Origin of the sequence: Anaerococcus nagyae (genome assembly GCF_040364225.1) — a bacterium.
Classification (GTDB): Bacteria; Bacillota; Clostridia; order Tissierellales; family Peptoniphilaceae; genus Anaerococcus; species Anaerococcus nagyae.
Genome location: NZ_AP031484.1, coordinates 1,320,395 through 1,339,195, shown reverse-complemented (window position 1 = coordinate 1,339,195; position 18,801 = coordinate 1,320,395). Strand labels below are relative to the sequence as shown.

The window sequence follows — 18,801 nt, the reverse complement described above, 5'->3', positions numbered from 1 at the left end:
TAATTAAGATAGGAAAGAGAGATAATATGAAAATAATTTTATCACCAGCAAAAAGTTTTAAGGAAAATAAAGGTTTTAAGACAGAAGACCTTTTATTTGAAGAAAAAACAAAAATCTTAGTAGATAAATTTAAAAAATATACCATGAATGAAATGGGCAATCTAAATCGAACCAACGATAAGCTAACAGAAAAAGCTTATTACGATTATCAAGAATTTAATTTTGATCATCTAAATAACCCAGCAATTTTTGCCTATGATGGCTTAGTTTTTAAACAGTTTTCTAGTAAAGATTTTAAAGATTTAGACTATCTTAATGATCATGTATATATAATTTCAGCCTTATATGGATTACTAAAACCATTAACTGGAATATCTGACTATAGACTATATTTTGATAATTCTGATATAAATTTATATGAATTTTGGGGGCGAGATTTGTATGATGAGTTATTTAAAGATGATGAATTAGTAATAAATTTAGCTAGTAAAGAATACACTAAAACTATTAGACCATTTCTTAAAGATAAGGATAAGTTTTTAAGCTTAAGCTTTAAAGACAATAAGGATGGTAAACTTAGATCTTATACAGCATGGATGAAGCAGGCTAGAGGTCAAATGCTAAAAGAAATAATTACGAAAAAAGTTGAAAATGTAGAAGAAATAAAAAAACTTAGTGTAAATGATTATAAGTATGATCCTTATAACTCAACTGAAAGTGAATATGTGTACATTAGGAGTCATTCATGAGACTACTTCATTTATCAGATTTACATTTAGGAAAATACATAGGAAATTACTCACTTATAGAAGATCAAAAGTATGCCTTAAATCAGATAATAGATATTATAGATAGGGAGAAAATTGATGCAGTTATGATAGCCGGAGATATTTTTGATAATTCAATTGCAAGTGTAGATGCCCTAAAGTTATATTCAGATTTTATAGATGAAATAATTTTTAAAAGACAAAAGCCTGTTCTCGCTATAAGCGGAAACCATGATTCAGCAAAAAGGCTTGATATTAATACGAACTTTTTCACTGAACGCAATTATCATATATTCGGGGAATACAAGGATGAAATAGTCAGTTTAGAGGATGAATATGGTAAGATTAACTTTCACTTAATTCCCTATATTTCATTAAATCACGCGAAAATTTTATTTGATGAGAATATAGAAAATTTTACAGACCTTTATAAGTTTCTATTAAAAGATAAAACTTATGAAGATAGAAATATTCTTATTACTCATTGCTATGCAAACAATATAGGTATAGAAGAGAGTGATGAATACAATGAAGGGCAAAAACCTTTAATAATTGGTGGTTCAGACGCTATGGATGGACACTTATTTATGAGATTTGATTATGTAGCCCTAGGACATTTACATGGTAAACATTATGTTATAGATCCTAAAATTAGGTATGCTGGTACATTTATGCCATATTCCTTTGATGAAACTAAAGCTTGTAAGAGTGTAACTGTTGTTGATATTACAGATCAAGTTAAGACTTATGACATAGGCATAAAGCCTTTAAGAGATTTTAAAACTATTGAGGAAAAATTTGATCAAATAGTAAAAATGAATGCAAGTGATGATTATATAAAGTTTATACTAGAAGATGAACATACAATTGATAATGCCATGGGTAAACTTAAAGAAAAATTTCCTCATGCCGTTCAAGTAACTTATAAAGATAGAGGAATATTTAATTCACCTAGTGGTTTGGATTTAGATTTGGAAAATAAAAATTCTTTAGACTTATTTAAGGAATTTTACAAATATAAGATGGATGAAGAATTGAGTAAAGAAGAACTTTCTGTCATAGAGAGGATTATAAAATGAAGCCTATCAAGTTAGAATTTAGAGGCTTTATCACATATAAAGAGAAAATTGAAATAGATTTTACTAAACTTTATCATAAGAAAATATTTATTATTTCTGGAGATACAGGATCAGGCAAAACTAGCTTATTTGATGCTATTAGTTTTGCCTTATATGGAAAAACCTCAAGGGATATACCTATGGAAAAATTAAGGTCAGACTTTTTGACTCCAGAGGATTATTATACATATGTAAAGTTTTATTTTGAAGTAGACGGTAAATACTATGAAATAGAAAGAATTCCAACGCAAATAGCAAGAAAATCCAAGTCTAATCAAAAGATAAGTCATAGTGCAAGCCTTTATGACGCCAGCAATGAAAAAACTCTTATAGCTGAAAAAATAAATGATGTAGAAAAAGAGATAAAAAATATAGTTGGTTTAGATAAAGATCAATTTACTAAGGTTATGCTATTAGCACAGGGAGAATTTCAGCAATTTCTAAATGCTAGTTCTAAAGAGCGAACTGAACTTTTAGGTAAGATTTTTAGAACTGATAAGTATAAAACTATCCAAGAAATAATTAAGGAAAAGTCTCTTGATAGTAAAAAAGAATTAAAATATATAGATAAGAATTTGGAAAATGAGATTAATAAAGATGAGGAAATAAACGAAGCTATAGATAGCGGTGAGAAAATAAATCATGAATTTAAAATTATAAAAGAAAAGATAGAAAAAATAAATAATAATTATAAAAATAATTTGAAAGAAAAACAATCTTCCTATAAGTATACGAATAAATCCTACACTGCATTGATCGAACAAAAGGAAAAATGCAAGAGCATAAATACTAATATTATTAAATTTCAAAAAGTAAGAGAGGATTTAATAGAATTAGAAAAAGAGGAAGATTATTATATAGATCTTAAAGAAAAAAAAGATAAAGCTAATTTTGCAAAAAATATAGAGTTTATAGAAAATAATTTAGATAGAAATAAGTTAGACTTACAAGAAAGTAATAAACTTTTAGAAAGTTCTCGTAAACTCTTAAAAGAGATTGAAGATGATATTCTAAAAAGTTATAAGGATTATTCTCTTGTAGATGAAAAAAGTTTAAAATTGGATGAGCTTAAAATTTATAAAACTAAAATAAATGAATCTATAAATAAATTAGATCAATTTAAGCAAAAAGAAAAAGAATATTTTCAAATTGAAAGGTATTTACAGCAAGCAGAAAAAATAGATAGAGAGATTGAAATTTTAAAAGAATATTTAGAAAATAATCGCAAGAATCTTTATGAAGTAAATAATAATATAGATGATAAAAGAAATACGATCCTGTCAACAGAAAAAGAATTATCTTCTCTTTTAGATAGACAAAGAGAAATAAATATGGAAATAGATAATTTTGAGAAAAATGAGAAGCTTAGAGAAAAAATAAATAATAATGATACTATAATTGCTAAAAAGAAAAGAGAAGAATCTAAATTATTAGTAAAGATAGATTTATATGAGCAAAACAAAAGAATAATTGCTATAAATAATCTAATAGATGAACTAAATGAAACAGGAAAGTGTCCAATTTGTGGAGATACACATGAATATCATTTTGAAAAAATAGAAATTAATGATATTGATATTAAAAAAGTCAATAATAATTTAACGGAAATTAATAAGGAGATTACTAAGTTAAGAACTCAAAATCAGCTTTATAAGGAATCTATAAGTAAAACAAGAGATATAAAGGAAATCATAACAGATAAAACAAGCTTGAAAATAAAAATTAGTGATATAAATAAAGAAAAAGAAAGCTTAGAAAAATCGTTAATAGAACTAGAAAAGTTATCTACAAGCAAAAAAGAAAATTTAAATAAGACTAGCTATGAAATTCAAAAAAATCAAAATAAACTGATAGATTTAAAAGAAAAGACTAAGGACTCTGAAAATATTATAAATTACTATCAGTCGAATAAAGATGGTATGAAGAATTTAAATTTTGATAAGTTAAATAAAGATCTAGAAGAGCTTGATAAAAAAATAATGTCTTTAGATACTGAAATAAAAAAAATAATTAAAGGGCACAATGATTTACTTAATCAACAAACCAAAATTAAAACAGAGATTTCTAATTATAAAAAAAATATTATTAAGACTTGTGAAAATATTGAGTATTTGAAAGTTGATTTAGAAAAAAAGATTAATGAAAAGTTTACAAGCTATGATGAGTATAGGTCATATCTTGATATTTATATGGAAATTAAGAGTAAAGATCAATTAATTAATAGTTATTTTAATAAATTAAATGAATTAAGAATTACTTATAAAAACTTAGAACAATATGAAGATAAAAAATTGGTTGACTTAGAGCATATAGATAGTCAAATTAAGGTTAAATCAGATTCTATAAAGCTACTTAATGAGGAAATTTCAAATATTAAAGTCAAAATCATTTCAATAAATGAGATTTTCGCTAATATTGAAAATCTAAATTATAGATATGAAAAATTATCAGATGAGAGTGTAATCCTTGATAAACTATCTGAAATTGCAAATGGAGCTATAGGTAAGGTAGCTGGCAGACAAAAAGTTGATTTTCAAACATTTGTATTAAGCTATTACTTTGATAGGATCTTAAATTATGCAAATAAGAGGTTACTTCAAATGTCAAATGGTCAATTCAGTATGGAGCGTAGTTCAGAAGGGAAAAATCTTAAATCTCAGTCAGGTTTAGATATAGAGATTTTGGATGCTAATACTGGCAAGACTCGCCCAGCATCAACTCTTTCTGGAGGGGAATCATTTTTAGCCTCCCTATCACTTGCTTTAGGATTATCAGATGAAATATCTGCAGAAAATGGTGGTATTACAATTGATACTATATTTATAGACGAAGGCTTTGGAACTTTATCTGATGAGTACCTAGCAAAAGTAATTGAACAAATGGAAAGACTTTCATACGATAACAAATTCGTAGGTCTAATAAGCCATGTAAGTGAACTAAAAGAGGCTATAGATGGGAAAATTTTAGTAAAATATAGCCAAGATAAGGGAAGCAATATAGAGGTAATAGCATGATTACTACAATTATTTCAAGATCTCCTAGTGCTAATAGCAAATATATTTATAAAAAAATAGAAGAAAATTTAGATAATAAAGAAAAGGCGTTTTTAATTGTACCTGAACAATATACTTTACAATCTGATATCAATCTTATGGAGAATATCTCTTATAATACTGTTATGGATGCTAAGGTGCTATCATTTTCATCCCTTTCTAGACATATTATTGATAAGACCGGAGGGCTTTCTGATAACATTTTAAGTAAAAGTGGAAAAATTATACTTTTATCTAATATTCTTAGAGATATAAATGATGATCTTACTTTGTTTAAGGGAAAGAGTCACAACATCGACTTTATAAATGACATAGAATCTTTTATTACTGATATAAAGGACAACAAATTTGATGAAGAGTTTTTTAAAACGATAGATAAAGACTTAGATGATGAGATACTTAAGCTAAAGTTTAGAGAAACAAAGCTCATTTATGATGCTTATCAAAAGGAAATAGCCGATAAATATCTCGATACTGAAGATAGGTTAAATCAAGTTATTACTAGACTTTCTTATTGTGACTTTTTAAAAGGAGCTAATTTTTACTTTGATAAATTTGATTATATTTCTGATATCAAAATGGATTTTATAGGGGAACTCTTAAGACTAGGTTCCAATATCAACGTAGCCTTAACTCTTGATAAAACATTTATAAATAATCCTATGGCAAAGGATTTAGAAATATATGATATGGCTAATAAGTTTTACTATAGACTTAGTGATCTTGATAAAATCAAGGAAATAAATCTAAACGCATCTTTAAATAAAAATGAAGATATAAATCACTTGTGTTCAAATTACGAGAGATATAATCCAAGTTTTTATAGAATGAAACCAGCCAATATTCATGTTTTAGAGTCTATTTCTTCTAAAACAGAAGTAGAAAATATTGCTTTAATAATTAATAAACTAATCTATGAAAAAAATATTAGATATAAGGATATAGCTATATATATTTCTGATGAAAGGCAATACGAAAATGAAATAAGTAAGGTATTTAATAGGTATAATTTACCTGTATTTATGGATAAGACTAATAAACTATCTGATAATCACATAGTAAAAACTTGGCTTGCAGCTCTTAGACTTATTATTTATGGCTTTAATAGCCATGATTTAAGTTATTTTTTAAGGTCGAATATATTTGATTTTGGAGAAAATTCTGTTGATAAAATTATAATATTTCAAAATTATATTATAAGCAGAAAAATAAAAGGAGATATGTTCAAAGAAGATAAGTATTTTGAGCTTGATATAGATTATTACAAAAATCTCTATAAGGATGATCCATCTGGAGATGAAAAGTTAATATATAAAATAAATGAAGAAAAAATAGTAAATGATATAAGAAAAAAGATACTAAAACTTTTAGATCCATTATTGTATATTGATAAAGAAAATTCTAAAACTTATGATATGGTTATTGCAATTTATGCTATGATAGCTAATTCTAGTTTTATTAAAGGTATCAATAATTATCAGAATATTCTCCTAGAAGAAGGAGATCTTGATAATTATAATGAAAATGATCAAGTTTGGGATAAATTTATATCTATCTTGGAAGAATTAGCAAGTCTTATGGGCGATAGAAAATCTTCTTTAAAGTCAATTTATAATACAATAAAAGCTACTGCAGATGATGTGGATATAGGGATTATACCACCTACTAAAGATCATATTATTATAACTAATTTTAGAAGACCTAGGGTGTCACAAAGACCTATTAATTTTGCTTTGGGTCTAAATGATACGTTTTTTCCATCTAAGTCTAAGAGAGATTTTTTATTAGGTAAAGATGAAAAAGACAAACTAACTAATATAAATCTAGACCTTAAAATTTATGAAGAAGATTTAGAAGAAAGAGAAAAGCTCAACCTATATAAGATGATAAGTAGTAGTGAAAAGATATATTTTTCTTTTGCCTTAAGCGATAAAGATGGATCAGCAATAAATAAATCTGTCGTTTTAAATGGGATCCTTAGGATATTTCCAAACTTAAAAATAACAGATCTTACAAGTATTCCTTTATCAGAAATGATGTATTCTAGAGAACTTTCTCAAAAACATAGCTTGGAAGTTTTATGGAAGATTCACAAAGGGGAAGAAGTAGAAAGACAAGATATTGATTTTACCAAGTCCTATATATCTTATCTAAAAGATTACGGAGATTTTGAAATTATATTAGCTGGGATTTATTATACCAATAATAAAAATAGTATCGATCAAAGTTTGGCTAAGTCCTTATATCCTAAAAATCACTTTAACGTAACGGAGATAGAGACTTATTCTAAATGTCCTTATAGATATTTTGTAAACTTTGGCATAAAGCCATATTATGATGAAAATTATGACGTAGATGCCAGAGAGTTAGGGTCTATAGTTCATAATTCATTAGAAGATGTATCAAGACTTATAAAAGATAGTAATTTAGATGAAATAACTAACCAAGAACTTGATAAATTAATTGCTCAAAATTTTAATTCTAGTATCAATAATTACTTAGATAAAACCCGTAGGGATGATCCTCGTAATCAATTTATACTAAGTAATTTAGCTAAAAATACAAAAAATAATTCAAAGGAAGTTATAAGCCAACTTAAAAAGGGAGAATTTAATGTTTTAGATGTAGAAATAGATTTTGGTTATAATAAAGAAAATAGTTTGCCAGGGGTATACGTAGATGATGAAAACTATTTAATAGGAAGAATTGATAGGATTGATAGAGCTGGTAACTATCTTAGGATTGTAGACTATAAAACAGGCAAGAAGGTTTTTAAGATAGTAAATATACTAAATGGATTAGACTTGCAATTATTAGTTTACATGATGAGTGCTAAAGCAATGAGTGATGGTATCATTCCAGTGGGATCATTCTATATGCCACTTTCTGATGAATTAGAAAAGATGGATGATACTTATGATAAATCTAATATAGAAAAAATTTATGAAGACAAATTTAGGATGAACGGTCTAATAATAAAAGTAAATGAGGAGGTTTTTAGGCTAATAGATAAAGATAACTTTGATAATAAAAATATTGGTGTAATTGATAGGAGAAATACAAATATTTTAACTATTGAGGAAGAAGATCTTATCAATAATTTTGCAAAAAATCTTGTAAGTAAATATATAAAAGAAATAAAAATGGGCAATATTAAGCTTAATCCTATTAGATATAGCGAAAGTCAAAATGAATGCCAATATTGTGACTTTAGGGGCATTTGTAAGTTTGATGAGAGCATTGATAGCGATAAGTATAGAGATTTTGATAAGAGTAAAGCAATCACTGATCTTTATAAAAATGAGGAGGATATAGATGGCTGATATAATTTACACAGCTAGCCAAAAGAGAGCTATAAAAGAAAGAGGAAAAAATATAATTATATCCGCCGCTGCAGGATCTGGGAAAACTAGGGTATTGGTAGATAGGGTTATCGATCTTATATTAACTGAAAAAGTTGATGTGGATAAGATGATTATAGTTACCTTCACCAACAAAGCATCTATAGAGATGAAAGATAGGATAAGGATTGCTCTAGAAGAAGAAATAGAAAAAAATCCTTCAGATAAATTTTTGAAAAATCAACTCAAGTTATTAAAGCACGCTCACATTCAAACCCTACATGCCTTTGCTACTGATATGCTTAAAGAGTATTTTTATTATTTTGATAGTCTAAGTCCAAATTTCACAGTGATAAGTGATAATGCAAATGTGATTTTAAAAGAGGAAGCTATTGATGAAGTTTTTTATGAAGAATATAAAAAAGCAGATCAAGATTTTCATAACTTCATTCATAATTTTGCCACAAGTAGGAGTGATAGAGAAGCTAAATCTATTGTCCTAAAAACTTACGATAAGATTACATCTGAAATAAGTCCAATTAGATGGCTAGATGAGAAAACAAAGAATCCTTTTGATTTTAATACTTTTAAAGATATGATAAGACAACGCATTGATCTGCTTTTAGAAGATATAAGAAAAAATAGGTCTTTAGTTTTTGACAATAACATGCGTGATAAATATACAGAAATGATCGAGGGAGATTTTAGCTTAGTAAATGAACTTAATAATTTAATATATACTGATTGGGATTTATTTATAGAAAAAATAAAAAAAGTTAAATTTTCTACAATGGTAAGAGCTAGAAAAGATGAAAAAGATATTCAATCAATTATTAAAGCAAATAGAGATTTGTATAAAAAAGAATTATCCAATATTTCTTCATTAGTACTAAATACAAGCTCAGATATTATAAGGGAGTTTAGTAAAAAAGAGATAACTGTACTTTCTGAGCTTAACTATCTTACAAAGAGATTTATGAAAAAATATAAGGCGAAAAAATTGGATGGATCCTATCTTGATTTTAATGATATGGAAGAAAAATTCATAAATCTCTTAGAAAATAGAGAAGCGAATTCTATTATAAAGGAAAGATTTCAATACATTTTCTTTGATGAGTATCAAGATAGTAATGAAATTCAAAACTATATTATAGAAAAACTAGCAGGAGAAAATAATTTATTTTTTGTAGGGGATGTCAAGCAATCTATCTATGGATTTAGAAGAGCTGAACCTGAGATATTTTTAAACAAGCTAGATTCTTATGAAAGTAAAGAAAATAAAAATTCTATAAGAATTAATCTTAATGAAAATTTTAGGACTGATAAGGATATAATCAAATTTATTAATTATATTTTTGATAGGATAATGACTAAAGATCAATCAGCAATTGATTATAAAAATGGAGGACATAGGCTAAATCCAACTCAAACTTTTGATAAAAAATATCCTAAATCGGAAATACATATTTTAGATGACAAGCTAAATGAAGAAAATCATATAGCAAATGTCATTGAAAATCTTACAGAAGAAGGCTATGAGTATAGGGATATAGTTATACTTTTAAGAAGTGGATCCAAGTCCTATCTATATGAAAATTCATTGAAATTAGCTAATATACCTTTCTTTAATGATATAAACAAAGTATCATTTGGGGCGACTGAGGTTGCATTTTTTATAAATATACTAAAACTTATAGCTAATCCTAAAGACGATATTACGCTTTTATCAGTTCTAAGAAGTGAAATTTATAATTTTTCTGAAGAAGATATAGCAAATATAAGATTAGCATCAAATGATATTAGATTTTATCAAGCATTTGAAAATTATAATGAAAACAATGGCTTATTAAATAAAATAAATGACTTTAAAACTTCCTATGATAATTTCTCCTATCAGTTATCTTTGATGAATCTTTATGAATTTGGAAATTATGTATTTGAAGTATCCAATTTTTATGAGTTTCTTATGGCAAGAGATAGAGGAGGTGATAGGATAGCTAATGTTGAAGCATTTATAGATTTGATGGCAGATTATGAATCCAATAATGATAATGGTCTATATGGCTTTTTGGATTATATAGAAAATCTATCCTTATACCAAACTGATGATATCAATCCTGCCCGTGACTTATCAGAAAACGAAAATTTGGTGAGAATTATGACTATACATAAATCTAAGGGATTAGAATTTCCTGTTGTAATTTTGGCTGATGCAGCTAAGAGATTTAATAATAAGCATCTTAGAGAAAATATTGTATTTGATGATAAAATAGGTATTGGTATAAATGTAGCTGATTATGAAAATAAAGTTAGACTATCCTCGCTTAAAAAAGATTTAATTACTGAGAAGATAACTGTTTTAAATAAAAGAGAAGAGATGAGAGTACTTTACGTTGCCTTGACTCGAGCCATAAATAAGCTTGTAATAGTAGGTAATAGAAACCTTAATACGGTAGATAAACTATATGGCAGAGATGATTATTTAAATATGTCTACTTATATGGATTGGCTTATAGCTGCTATTTCGCAAGATAAGATTTCCATTGATTTATTTGATAAAGATTTAAATTCAGATGAATTAGGAGATATAGCGAGTCTTAAGATAATAAATGAAGAGAATGAATATCAAGATAATAAAAATTATGAGATAGGTAATTTATTAGAGTTAAGCGTTCATGATAAACTTTATGAGAAATTTAAAAATATTTACACAATACCATATGAATATGAATCTGATACTAGAGATTCTATTAAAAAGTCTGTAACAGAAATAACTAAAAATTTTAATCCAGAAGAAGATGGCTATCAAGTGCCATCATATAATAAACTTAATCTAGTGGGGGAATATAGAAAGCCAAACTTTGTATCAGAAAAACATGAGTATAAGCCAACTGATAGGGGAACTATAATTCATAAAATTTTCCAAGGACTCAATTATCAAAAATACGATAAGAAAAGTTTAAATAGAGCATTTGATAGATTAGTTATAGAAAATAAAATCAAAAGAGATGAACTAGATGTTGTAGAGAATGATAAAATTATAAAGTATTTTAATAATAAAGAAATTATAAGTCTTTATCAAAGCGCAGAAAGTATAAGAAAAGAAGAATCTTTTTTGATGAAATATCAAGATTATTATGTAAACGGCCAAATAGACATAATGTTTGAATTTGCTAATGAAATAGTGCTTTTGGATTTTAAAACAGATACTATAAAAAGAGAAGGCGTATATAATGATCAATTAAAGATTTATAAACAAGCTATAGAAGAGAGTTTAGGAAAAAAAGTAATTAAATCTTATATATATTGGTACAACTTTTCCGAACTAGTAGAAGTAAATAATAATTTTTAAAATTCATTTGAAATCCATTTTAAATCGATATACAATTTCCTTAGACATCGATGTACTAACAAATATTGGAGAATATAAATTGAATTTTTATTTAAAATGTGAATTGGAAAACATCCCTGACTCAGAATTTATATATATGAGAAGAGTGGGTGAATATGGACCAGAAAATAAAATATTAATGGAAAGATTTAAAAGTTGGTTAAAGAATAATGTTACATCTGATGAAAACACAACTATACTTTCTATTGCTTTAGATAACCCAGAATTGGTTAGTCCAAATGAGTGCAGATATGATGTAGGAATGATTTTTAAAGATGATTTTATAGAAAACGACATAGAAGAAAAAATTTATTCTAGAAAAATTGGAGGTGGCAAGTATCTGGTATATTTAATTCCACACAATCAAGAGAGTATACAAAGTATCTGGATAAATTATCATAAAGTATTGATCCAGAAAGGATACTCTCAGGATTATAAAAGGCCTATTGTAGAAAGGTATAAAAAAAGTTTAGTCGATAATCACTTGTGCGAGCTTTGTGTACCAATAATATAATTGAATATTGATTAAAATCTCATACGCTATTGTTTTAGCTTATGAGATTTTTAATTTTAATAAAAAGCTCCGTTTATATGGATAATATCTCCAGTTATATAACTGGCTTCATCTGAAATTAAGTATCTAACAAGTCCTGCAATTTCTTCTGGTTTTGCAAATCTATTTGTAGGAACTTCACTTTTTAATTTATCAAGTTCATTTTCTGTAAAATCATTTTTCATCATATCGGTTTCTACTATGCCAGGAGCAATAGCATTTACACGTATGCCAGAAGGGGCAAGTTCCTTTGCCATAGACTTTGTAAATGTATTTATAGCCCCTTTACTTGTAGAATAAAGAGCTTCCATGCTAGCTCCAAAATCTCCCCAAATTGAACTCATATTTATAATAACTCCTTCGCCTTTTGATATCATATTAGGAATAGCTCTCTTGCTGCTTAGAAATACTGAATTTAGATTGGTATTTATAACATCTTTCCATATATCAAACTCTATATCTTGTATGAGGGAGAAGTGGGATATACCAGCATTATTTATGAGTATATCTACATTAGAAAAATTTTTCTCAGCTACATCAAACATCATATTAACTTCATCTTCTTTAGATACATCTGCTTTTATAGCTATAACATTTGGATTTGTTTTACGTAGTTCATATAAAAGTTCAAATGCTTTTTTTTTACTGTTGTTATAATTTATTACAATTTTATATTTATCATTAAGTCTTCTAGCGATTGCAGCACCAATACCTCTAGAAGAACCTGTTATTAATACTGTTTTCATAATTATGATTATAACATATGGGTATAAAGAGATAAAGATTATAAGGAGTGATTTATTTAATGAAATATTATGATTTAAATGATGGCAATAAGCTTCCAGCTATAGGTTTTGGAACGTATAAGATAACAGATGAAAAAGATATGGATGTTGGAATTTCCTCAGCCTTAGATGCAGGATACACATATTTTGATACTGCTAAGTTTTATGAAAATGAAAAGTTACTTGGAAAATATCTTAAGTCATACGGAAAAAATAGGAGTAATTATAAAATAGCTACCAAAGTTTGGCCGAATTCTTATGGAGCCGATAAAACAAAGAAATCTTTGGATGATTCTATGAAAGACTTAGGTGTTGATTATCTAGATGTAGCTTTGCTTCACTGGTATGGAAAAGACTATAAAGAAACTTGGGAAGTTTTTAAGGAATACAAAGATCAAGGAATTATTAAAACAATAGGAGTTTGTAATTTTTCTATAGACCAATTAACTGAATTGCTTGATACTGGAATCAAACCAGCTATAGATCAATTGGAAAGTCATTTGCATTTACAGGATAAGGATACTAATGAATTTTTAAAAGAAAATAATATACTTCATCAAGCTTGGAGTCCGCTAGCTCGTGCAAATAGTGACTTATTAGGAGAGAAAGTATTACAAGAGATAGCTGATAAATATGGAAAGAGCCCTGCCCAAGTTGCTTTGAGATGGAACATAGAGCGTGGGGTTATGGTTTTAGTAAAATCTGTTCATGATTATAGAATTAGAGAAAATATAGATATATTTGATTTTGATCTTACTGATGAAGATATGAACTCTTTAGCAAGTATTGATAAAAAGTCTAGATATTCTTCAGATCCTGAAGATAAGGTGTGGCTAGAAAAGATTCGTAATATGTAAATACAAAAAAGGAACCATCATTATGATTGGTTCCTTTTAGTTAGATTGTATTGATAAATTATTTTCTTTTTATTGCGTATAGCCCTGCTGTTGCAATTGATAGGCTAGCATAAACTCCTGTTAGATTTGATATACCAGTTTTTGGATTGTTTGATTTTCTAGATATTTTTTTATTGATATTTGTAGATTTTTTATTAGTTCTATTTATTTTTTTATCTTTTCTTATATTAGATTTTGGTACTTTTTCTCCTTTAATTTCTTTAGAAACTTTTGTATTATTTTCGACTTTTTTTGCTAAAAATTCTACGCTTGATAGTCTAGTATTTAATACCTCAATTGCAGCATCAAGCTCTTCTTGACTTGTGTAAGTGTTATTTAAAACTTCTTTTGCACTAGCTAGAGATTTTTCATATAAATTTAAATTGTCTTTATTATCTACTGGTTTATATTTTTCTACTTCACTTATAAAATCAGCAAGTTTTGCTTTTGTAATACTTCGATCCTTCATATTTGGGTTTGCTATAAAATCATCTGTTTTATTTATTGTGTAATGATCAATTATTTTTCCATATGGATCCATGGTTTCTAGTTTGAATTGATTTTTATTAAATGTAAAATGTGTTAGTAATTGGTTTCTATCATCCAAACTTTTATTTACGAACCATTGTTGCTCACCAATTGGATACTTCCTGATGCAGAGGCTAGTGTTAAAAATAAGGTTCCACGTGGATTTGTAACTTCTTTTCTATTATAGTCTAGACCTATACCATCGACTACAACTTTTCCGTTTTTATATATTTGGTTATTGTATGTACTTGTATAGTTATTTTCGACTTTAGCATTTTTATCAGATTCTTTAATTCCGTAGGCTTTTTCAAATTCTAACGCTTGTTCTCCGGCTAGCATTTGATTACTTCTTGCATATATGTGATCATGGCCTCCAAGTACTATATCTATATCATTTTCATTAAAAATTCTTACTAACTCATGACGTCTTTGAAGGATATCTTTATCTTCAGTATGAGTTGATCTTCAGTATGAGTTGCTGTTGAGTAAGGAGCATGGTGGAAACTTACAACTTTCCATGAGAAGTTACTTCCACGTTTTTTTGTAGCTTCTTTGATAGCTTCTTCAATGAATGTTTTATGCTCTAGTGAGTTTTTGTTATTTGTATTTAGATTTAAGAAAAGTGTATCACCATATGTGTAATAGTAGTCTCCAGGAATAAATGTTTTTGTTCTGTCATCATTTATATTTAAAGTTTGACCATATTCTGTTAAATTTGGTTGATAAAAATGATCTGCAAATGCTGTATTTTCCTGACTAGTATCATTTTTATCTACTTTTAACTCATGATTACCTGCTATAGTTGAAAAAACTCTTTCTCTAAATATTGGGTTATTTAAGAAATAATCAAATTCTCCTTCAAATCCAGCTACTTGTACATTATCTCCCATTGAATAGTAGAAAGATGGATTGATTTCTCTTGCTTTCTTTAATGATTTTCCAAAATCAATTATGTCTTGATCAACTTTTCCTTGAGTATTACTATCAAGCCCAACTGATTTCCAGACACTATCTCCTGATCCTATTTGTGGATCTCCAAAAGCGACAACGTCAAATTCATTATTTTTGCCAAAAGATTTAATTTTTAAAGTATAAACATCTGATCTGTAGTTTCCTGTTTGAACATAATAAGTATAAGTATTTCCTGGCCTTACATTTGCAATTGCAGTATATGTGCTGTAGCCATTAGAATCACTTGTTTTTCTTGATCTTATAGATGGATAAGTTTTGCCGTCGAAGATTAAATTTGAATTATTATCTACATCTCCTTTGGCAAACCAAGTTATAGCTACTTCATTTTCATTTTGACCCATATTTACGACAATGTCTTTTATTGGTGTAGTTATAGCTTTTAGATTATTATCTGCATAAGCTCCACCAGATTTTCCATATTCGCCATTGGTTTCTTTAAGATTTTTCTTAACTTCTGGGTCAATATTTATTATATTTTTATCTTGACCAAAAGTTTTTCTATCTGTGCTTTGAGCTCTATTAGAAATATCTGTTCCATCATCTTCTCTTAATGAACTTTCATTTATTTCATCGTTAAATTCATCATCTTTGGCAGATTCTGTTGGAAATTCAATGTCATTATCATTTTGAGGATTTTCTTTATCTGATTTTTTTTCTAAAGATTTATCAATATTAGTATCTACTTGCTATTTGCTCTCAACTAGATTCGTTTCTGTTTGCTCTATTTTTTCTGTTGCATATGAATTACTAGTAGGTAATAGGGTAGTAGCTGTACTAGCTATGATTAGAGCAACGATTAATTTATTATTATTTTTCATTAGTTTTTCTCCTGAATATATAAGTGATATTTTAATTGTATAATAAAAACACCTCTATCAAATAGAGGTGCAATGTATTTTTAAATTTTAGTTTTTATTTTTCTTGCTTGCAAACAAACCAGCACTTGCTAGTGATAATGTTGCATATACACCAGTTAGGGCACCTATACCAGTTTTTGGATTGTTTGATTTATTTGCTATTTTATTACTTGATTTACTTGCTATTTTTTTGTTTGATTTTGGAGCTTTGATTGATGTTGTTGCTACCTTTTTAGATTTTTTGCTAGTTTTATTATCTACTACTTTCGTAGTATTTTTATCTGCTTTATTATCTGTTTTATCAGCAATATTTTCTTTATTGTCTATATTATCTTTATTTTCTTCTATAAATTCAACTGATGATAATCTAGTTTGTAGTGCGCCGATCGCAGCATCTACTTCTTCTTGACTAGCTGTTTTTGAATTTAATACTGTTTCAGCTGATTGAATTGCATCTACATATAAGCTTACATTTTCATTATCTGAAATTGGTTTTAAATTTTTAGCTTGATTTATACAAGCTTCTAGTTTATCGTTAGAAACTTTTGTGGTATTCATATTAGGATTATTGATAAATTCATCAGTTTTATTAATACGATATCTATCGACAACTTTTCCAGATTGATCCATTGTTACTAGACTAAAGTGGTTCTTGCTAAATGTTAAGTTAGAGAATAATTGACTTCTATCGTCTAGACTTCTAACAACAAACCATTGATCTTCACCGATTGGATTATAGTATTTTGAACCAGCAGATGTAGACATTGTTAAGAACATTGTTCCACGTGGGTTTGTTACTTCGTATTTGTCATAGTCAAGATTGATTCCATCTACTATTACTTTTCCATTTTTATAAATTTTATTATTATATGTTTTAGAGAATCCTTTTTCTATACCAGCGTTTTCATCACTAGGTTCTGTACCATATGCATCAACAAAGCTTAGTGCTTGTTCTCCAGCAACCATTTGGCCAGTTCTAGCATAAATGTGATCGTGTCCATTTAGTACAACATCGATGCCATTATCATTAAAAATTTTTACTAATTCTTTTCTTCTAAGTAGTATATCTACATCTGAAGTATGTGTTGCTGTAGAATATGGAGCATGGTGGAATGATACAACCTTCCATGAGAAATTTTTACCATGATCTTTTGTAGCTTGCGCTATAGCTTGTTCAATGAAAGCCTTGTGTTGATTAGAATCTATTACATTTGAGTTAATATTAAGGAAAAGAGTATCTCCATATGTGTAATAGTAATCACCAGGTATATAAAATGGTGTACCATCTTCATTTATTCTTGAAATAGAACCAAGATTACTTTCATTTGGTAGATAAAAATGATCAGAGAATGTTGTATTTTGTTGAGTGGAATCTTCTGGATCTATATATGTTTCATGATTTCCTACAACTGATGAGAATATTCTTTCTCTAAACATATCATTATCTAAGAAATAATCATATTCAGCTTCGTATCCTGCAATTTCTACATTATCTCCCATTGATAAAAAGAAGTGTGGATCTGTTTTTTTTGCTGTTTCTAGTGTTTTTGCAAAGTCAACTTTATCTTGTTCAATTTTTGCTTGAGTGTTCTTATCTAAGCCAGCAGCAGACCAAACACTATCGCCAGATCCTATTTGAGGATCTCCAAAATAGGAAACATTAAATTCATTATTTTTACCTAAAGCTTTAGTTTTTAGTGTATATTCTTTAGACTTATAAGAACCAGTTTCCACATGATATTTGTAGCTTTTTCCTGGTGTAATACTTACAAGTGATGTATATGTACTATATCCATTTGAGTCACCTGTTTTTCTTGATCTTATAGGAGTATAAGCTTTACCATCAAATATTAATCTTGAATCTTTATTAACATCGCCTTTTGCAAACCAAGTAATAGCTACTTCATTTTCATTTCTGCCTGGATTTACAACAACATCTTTAATGTCTGTTGTTATTGCTTTAAGGTTATTGTTAGCATAAGCTCCGTCTTTTTTACCGTATTCTCCATTAGTTTCTTCTAATTTTTTGCTAACTGCTGGATCTATATTTGTGACGTTTTTATCTTCTCCAAATGTTTCTCTTTCAGTTTCTGTGGCTCTATTAAATTTATTTGTTCCATCAGATTCTCTAGTGTTTTTTTCATTTTTAGGGAAGGTTACTTCATCATCTTGAAATTCAAAAAAATCTTTTTCAATTTTTTTATTTATTGATTTTTCGTCTTCATTAGAATTATTTTCACTAGATTGAGCTGAATCTAAGCTTAGATTATCACTTGTTTCATTAGTTTTTACATCATCTACAATCATTTCTTTAGATTCTACATTAGCATCATCTGCAAATGAAGTTGTAGCAGGGAATACTGCACTTGTTACACCTGCAATAAGTAGGGCAACTACTAGTTTATTATTTTGTTTCATCAACATCCTCCTAATATATTTTCAAAATAATTGTAAAAGATATTTATAAAATCAGTAATATAAATGTGTAAAATATATGTAAAAATTATTAAATATATATAAAGATTTATAAATATTGTGAT

13 protein-coding genes are annotated in these 18,801 nt (G+C 27.5%); 7 read left to right on the top strand and 6 right to left on the bottom strand.

Features of this window, described 5'->3' with window-relative positions:
* Positions 1 to 26 precede the first annotated feature (26 nt).
* The 6 genes from ABXG81_RS06590 (at position 27) to ABXG81_RS06565 (ending at position 12,184) form a co-directional block, all read left to right on the top strand.
* Complete coding sequence (locus ABXG81_RS06590) at positions 27 to 749, top strand: YaaA family protein (RefSeq protein WP_209814574.1); 723 nt, start codon at positions 27 to 29, stop codon at positions 747 to 749.
* Positions 746 to 1,846, top strand: coding sequence for an exonuclease SbcCD subunit D (locus ABXG81_RS06585; protein WP_117522082.1), 1,101 nt, complete (start codon positions 746 to 748; stop codon positions 1,844 to 1,846). The genes ABXG81_RS06590 and ABXG81_RS06585 overlap by 4 nt, the downstream gene beginning before the upstream one ends.
* Positions 1,843 to 4,899 (top strand): AAA family ATPase, encoded by a 3,057-nt coding sequence (locus ABXG81_RS06580; RefSeq protein ID WP_353528592.1) that lies wholly within the window; start codon positions 1,843 to 1,845, stop codon positions 4,897 to 4,899. The genes ABXG81_RS06585 and ABXG81_RS06580 overlap by 4 nt, the downstream gene beginning before the upstream one ends.
* Positions 4,896 to 8,261, top strand: a complete 3,366-nt coding sequence (locus tag ABXG81_RS06575; RefSeq protein WP_209814575.1) for a PD-(D/E)XK nuclease family protein — start codon at positions 4,896 to 4,898, stop codon at positions 8,259 to 8,261. Before ABXG81_RS06580 ends, ABXG81_RS06575 begins: the two co-directional genes overlap by 4 nt.
* Positions 8,254 to 11,631, top strand: coding sequence for a helicase-exonuclease AddAB subunit AddA (addA, locus tag ABXG81_RS06570; protein WP_353528590.1), 3,378 nt, complete (start codon positions 8,254 to 8,256; stop codon positions 11,629 to 11,631). The genes ABXG81_RS06575 and addA overlap by 8 nt, the downstream gene beginning before the upstream one ends.
* A gap of 79 nt (positions 11,632 to 11,710) precedes the next feature.
* A complete protein-coding gene (locus tag ABXG81_RS06565; RefSeq protein ID WP_117522078.1) occupies positions 11,711 to 12,184 on the top strand; it encodes a GyrI-like domain-containing protein in 474 nt (157 codons plus the stop codon).
* Positions 12,185 to 12,240: 56 nt separating this feature from the next.
* Here the strand turns inward: ABXG81_RS06565 and fabG are convergent, their stop codons facing one another.
* Positions 12,241 to 12,969 carry a 3-oxoacyl-ACP reductase FabG gene (fabG, locus tag ABXG81_RS06560; RefSeq protein WP_288223206.1) on the bottom strand — a complete coding sequence of 243 codons (729 nt, stop codon included), beginning with the start codon at positions 12,967 to 12,969 and terminating at the stop codon, positions 12,241 to 12,243.
* Positions 12,970 to 13,028: 59 nt separating this feature from the next.
* Here fabG and ABXG81_RS06555 point away from each other — a divergent pair, with 59 nt between their 5' ends.
* On the top strand, positions 13,029 to 13,865 hold the full coding sequence (locus ABXG81_RS06555) for an aldo/keto reductase (RefSeq protein WP_117522076.1): 837 nt from the start codon (positions 13,029 to 13,031) through the stop codon (positions 13,863 to 13,865).
* 58 nt (positions 13,866 to 13,923) lie between these two features.
* Here ABXG81_RS06555 and ABXG81_RS06550 read toward each other — a convergent pair whose 3' ends face one another.
* The 5 genes from ABXG81_RS06550 to ABXG81_RS06530 form a co-directional block, all read right to left on the bottom strand.
* Positions 13,924 to 14,511 (bottom strand): hypothetical protein, encoded by a 588-nt coding sequence (locus ABXG81_RS06550; protein ID WP_353528587.1) that lies wholly within the window; start codon positions 14,509 to 14,511, stop codon positions 13,924 to 13,926.
* 8 nt (positions 14,512 to 14,519) lie between these two features.
* Entirely contained in the window at positions 14,520 to 14,771 is a 252-nt protein-coding gene (locus ABXG81_RS06545) for a hypothetical protein (RefSeq protein WP_353528585.1), read from the bottom strand.
* 74 nt (positions 14,772 to 14,845) lie between these two features.
* Positions 14,846 to 15,745, bottom strand: a complete 900-nt coding sequence (locus ABXG81_RS06540; RefSeq protein WP_353528583.1) for a metallophosphoesterase — start codon at positions 15,743 to 15,745, stop codon at positions 14,846 to 14,848.
* Between the two features lie 345 nt (positions 15,746 to 16,090).
* The gene (locus tag ABXG81_RS06535; RefSeq protein WP_281063114.1) at positions 16,091 to 16,222 is read right to left on the bottom strand and encodes a hypothetical protein; all 132 of its coding nucleotides are present in this window, start codon (positions 16,220 to 16,222) and stop codon (positions 16,091 to 16,093) included.
* Between the two features lie 87 nt (positions 16,223 to 16,309).
* Positions 16,310 to 18,679 carry a metallophosphoesterase gene (locus ABXG81_RS06530; RefSeq protein ID WP_181965152.1) on the bottom strand — a complete coding sequence of 790 codons (2,370 nt, stop codon included), beginning with the start codon at positions 18,677 to 18,679 and terminating at the stop codon, positions 16,310 to 16,312.
* Positions 18,680 to 18,801 lie beyond the last annotated feature (122 nt).